The 4,183-nt window shown below is 78.7% G+C and carries 1 protein-coding gene and 2 pseudogenes; all 3 read left to right on the top strand.

All coding sequences use genetic code 11. The features are described 5' to 3' along the window. Window positions 1–412, top strand: a pseudogene (locus HGCM_RS17710) (exodeoxyribonuclease V subunit gamma); the annotation flags it as partial. Continuing rightward, window positions 409–3,801 (top strand): UvrD-helicase domain-containing protein, encoded by a 3,393-nt coding sequence (locus HGCM_RS09205; protein ID WP_147572771.1) that lies wholly within the window; start codon window positions 409–411, stop codon window positions 3,799–3,801. The pseudogene HGCM_RS17710 and the gene HGCM_RS09205, both read left to right, overlap by 4 nt. Continuing rightward, window positions 3,798–4,183 (top strand): annotated as a pseudogene (locus tag HGCM_RS20260) (exodeoxyribonuclease V subunit alpha); the annotation flags it as partial. The gene HGCM_RS09205 and the pseudogene HGCM_RS20260, both read left to right, overlap by 4 nt.

Below are 4,183 nucleotides of genomic sequence, written 5' to 3'. Positions count from 1 at the left end.
CGCCGTCTCGCACCTGCGGGCGCCCGAGCCGCAGGAGGCGCGTGCGCAGCTCGGCGCGCTGGTCGCGCTGCGGGACGCCGCGCTGCGCGAGCCGCTGCCGCTGCCGCTGGCCACCAGCTGGGTGCTCGCGGACGCGCTGCTCGCCGGCGCCTCGGAGCAGGACGCCCTGGACGCCGCCCGCCGCGAGCTCGGGACGGCCCAGGACCGGGTCGGCGGGTTCGAGGCCAAGGACGAGTACCACCGGCTGGCGTGGGGCGACGCGTTCACGACGGCCGACCTGGTCGCGTCCGGGCCGGCGGCCGGCCCGACGGCCGGTCCGACGGACCCGGCCGTGTCGAGCCGCTTCGCCGAGCTCGCCCTGGCCCTCTGGTCGGGGCTGCGCGCGCACGAGAGCACGGAGCTGTGGTCGTGAGCGCCGGCACGGACGCCCGCACCGAGGTCCCACGCTTCGACGTGCTCGGCCCGCTGCCCGCCGGCACGACGGTGCTGGAGGCGAGCGCCGGGACCGGCAAGACGTGGACCATCGCCGCCCTCGCCCTGCGCTACGTCGCCGAGGGCCACGCGCCGCTCTCGCGGCTCATGCTCGTGACGTTCGGCCGGATGGCGACCTCGGAGCTGCGCGACCGGGTGCGCGCGCGGTTCGTCGAGGCCGAGCGCGCGCTGCGGGCGCCGGCGGTCGCGCGCGACGGCGACGACCCCGTGCTGCGCCTGCTCGCCGAGGGGACCGACGGCGAGGTCTCCGCCCGGCACGCGCGCGTCGCGGTCGCGCTCACCGAGCTCGACGCGGCGACGATCGCCACGACCCACGGCTTCTGCGAGCGCATGCTCGCGGTGCTCGGGACGGCGTCGGGCGTCGACCGGGACACCACCTTCGTCCCCGACGTCGCGGACCTCGTCGACGAGGTGGTCGACGACCTGTACCTGCGCAAGTACGCCGCGTCGCCCGACCCCACGCTCTCCGTCGACGCGGCGCGGACGGTCGCGCGCGCCGCGGTGAGCGACCACGACGCCGAGCTGCGGCCGCTCGAGCCGGAGGCCGGCTCCGCGGCGGACCACCGCGTCCGGCTCGCCCGCGCCGTGCGCACCGAGCTCGAGGCCCGCAAGCGGGCCCGCCACCTGCTCGACTACGACGACCTCCTCACGCTGCTGCGCGCGGCGCTGACCGACCCGGTGACCGGCGGGGACGCCGCGCAGCGCGTCCGGGACCGCTACGACGTCGTCATGGTCGACGAGTTCCAGGACACCGACCGCGTGCAGTGGGACATCCTGCGCACGGCGTTCCACGGTCACCGCACGCTCGTCCTCATCGGCGACCCCAAGCAGGCGATCTACGCGTTCCGCGGCGCGGACGTCGTCACCTACCTCTCGGCGCGGCGCGAGGCGGACGCGCTGCAGACGCTCGGCGTGAACTGGCGCGCCGACGGGCCCCTGCAGGACGGCCTGCGGCACCTGCTCGGCGCGACGGCGCTCGGCGACCCGCGCATCGTCGTGCACGACGTGCGTGCCGCCCGTGCGGGCCGGCGCCTGCACGGCCAGCCGCCGGTGCGGGTGCGCCAGGTGCTGCGCGCGGCGGCCGGCGCGGACGTGAAGCCGCCCCCCGTCGACGCCGCACGGGCCGTCGTGTACGCCGACGTCGCCGCGCAGGTCGTCGAGCAGCTGCGCACGCTCGAGCTCGGCACGGGGCCCGGCCGCCGGCCGCTGCGGCCCGGCGACGTCGCGGTGCTGACCCGGCGGAACAAGGACGCGGTGGCCGTCCGGGACGCGTTGGCGGACGCCGGGGTGCCGGCCGTGGTCTCGGCGCAGTCGAGCGTCTTCGCGACCCGGGCGGCCCGGCAGTGGCTCACGCTGCTGTCCGCGCTGGCGCAGCCGGGCGTCCCGGGGCGCGTCGCGGCGGCGGCGCTCACGTCGTTCGTGGGCTGGGACGCGGCGCAGCTCGCTCTCGCGGGCGACGAGGAGCTGGACGCGCTGACGGACCGGGTCCGCTCCTGGGCGGCGCTGCTCGCCGGTCCAGGCGTCGCGTCGGTGCTCGAGGCCGCGGTCGCGGACGGGATGACGGAGCGGCTGCTGCGCCGCCGCGACGGCGAGCGGGTGCTCACCGACCTGCGGCACATCGGCGAGGCCCTGCACGGTGCCGCACGCGCCGAGGGCATGGGCGGCGCGGCGCTGACGGAGTGGCTGCGCGCCCGCATCGACGAGGCGGAGGCCGACTACGCCGAGGAGCGCAGCCGGCGCCTGGAGACCGACGCCGAGGCGGTGCAGGTGATCACCGTGCACGCGAGCAAGGGGCTGGAGTTCCCGGTCGTCCACGTGCCGTTCGGGTGGACGCGCTGGGCGGACCGCCGCGCGCCCGTCTGGCGCTACCACGACGGCGACGAGCGGCTGCTGCACGTCGGCGGCGAGGGGGACCCCTCCTACGCGGCGGCCCGGGACCGCGCGCTGGAGGAGGACCTGGGCGAGGACCTGCGGCTGGCGTACGTCGCCCTGACGCGCGCCAGCAGCCAGGCGGTCCTCTGGTGGGCGCCGAGCACGACCGCGGCAGGGGCGGCCATGACGCGTCTGCTGCTCGGGGGCCGCGACGCGGACGGCGCCCCGCCCGCGAGCGTCCCGACGCCGCCCGACGAGGCGGTGCGGGCGCGGCTCGCGGCGCTGGCCTCCGCGTCGGGAGGCACCGTCGTGCACGAGGTCGTCGAGGCGCCGCCGGACGTCGCCCGCTGGAGCCCGCCCGCCGAGCCGCCGCCGGAGCTGCACGTCGCCCGCCTGCGGCGACGCGTCGACACGGGGTGGCGCCGGCTCTCCTACAGCGGGCTCACCGCCGCCGCACATGACGCGGGGAGCCGCACGGAGCCCGAGGAGCCCGGGACGCAGGACGAGCCGCCGGCGCCACCGGCCGACGCCCTCGGGGCCGCGGGGACCCCGGCCGCTGCGGCCCCGGTCGAGGGCGGTGGGGACGGCCCGGACCCGTTCGCGCAGCGCTCGCCGCTGGCCGACCTGCCCGCGGGGACCACCTTCGGCACGCTCACGCACCTCGTGCTGGAGCACGTCGACACGGGCGCGGCCGACCTCGACGCGGAGCTCCTGCAGCGGTGCCAGGAGGCGACGCTGCTGCGCGGCGCCGGCGTGGACCCCCGGGCGCTGGCGCACGGGCTCGGGGCGGTGCTGCGCACGCCGCTGGGGCCGCTCGCCGGCGGGCGGACCCTGGCCGACGTCTACCCCCGCGACCGGCTCCCGGAGCTGGAGTTCGAGCTGCCGCTCGCGGGCGGCGACACGCCCGGCCCCGCCGCGGCGACCGTCCGGGAGATCGGGGCGCTGCTGCGTCGTCATCTGCCCGCCGGCGACCCGTTCGCGGGCTACGCGGCGCGCCTGGAGGACCCGCTCGTGGCGGACCAGGCGCTGCGCGGCTACCTCACCGGCAGCATCGACGCGGTGCTGCGGGTCCCCGGCCCCGGCGGCGACGAGCGGTACCTCGTCGTCGACTACAAGACGAACCGGCTCGCGCCCCCCGACGTCGACCTCCTGCTCGCGTACTACCGCCCCGACGCGCTGGTCCGGGCGATGCTGGACGCCCACTACCCCCTGCAGCTGCTGCTCTACGCGGCCGCGCTGCACCGCTACCTGCGCTGGCGGCGGCCGGGCTACGACCCCGACGCGCACCTCGGCGGCGCGCTGTACCTGTTCGTCCGCGGCATGGCCGGGCCCACCACGCCGGCGGTGGACGGCACGCCGTGCGGCGTGCTCGGCTGGCGGCCGCCGACGGCGTTGGTGACGGAGCTGTCCGACCTGCTCGACGGGAGGCCGCGATGAGCGCCACCGGCACGCCCGTGCCCCCGGCGGCCGGCGCGGCCGACCTCGTGCCGGACGACGCGCGCCTCGCGGTGCGGGCCGCGGGCGCCCTGGGCGAGCTCAACCGCGCCGGGGTGCTCACCGCGGCGGACGTCCACGTCGCGCAGCGGCTCGGCCGGCTGGGCGGCGAGAGCGACGAGCGGGTGCTCCTGGCGGTGGGGCTCGCCGTGCACGGCGTGCGGCAGGGCTCGGTGTGCGTCGACCTCGCGGCCGCCCCGGCGGTCGCCGTGGCGGACGACGCCGTCGCGGTGGCGGACGACGCGACCGCGGACCCGTCGGGCACGGACGGCGGGGTCGAGGACCCGTCGGGCACGGACGGCGCGGTCGCAGCCCCGTCGGGCAC

It is taken from the genome of Cellulomonas massiliensis JC225, from assembly GCF_000312005.1.
In the GTDB taxonomy this organism is placed as follows: Bacteria; Actinomycetota; Actinomycetes; order Actinomycetales; family Cellulomonadaceae; genus Cellulomonas; species Cellulomonas massiliensis.
This window is presented reverse-complemented; position numbering and strand designations above follow the sequence as displayed.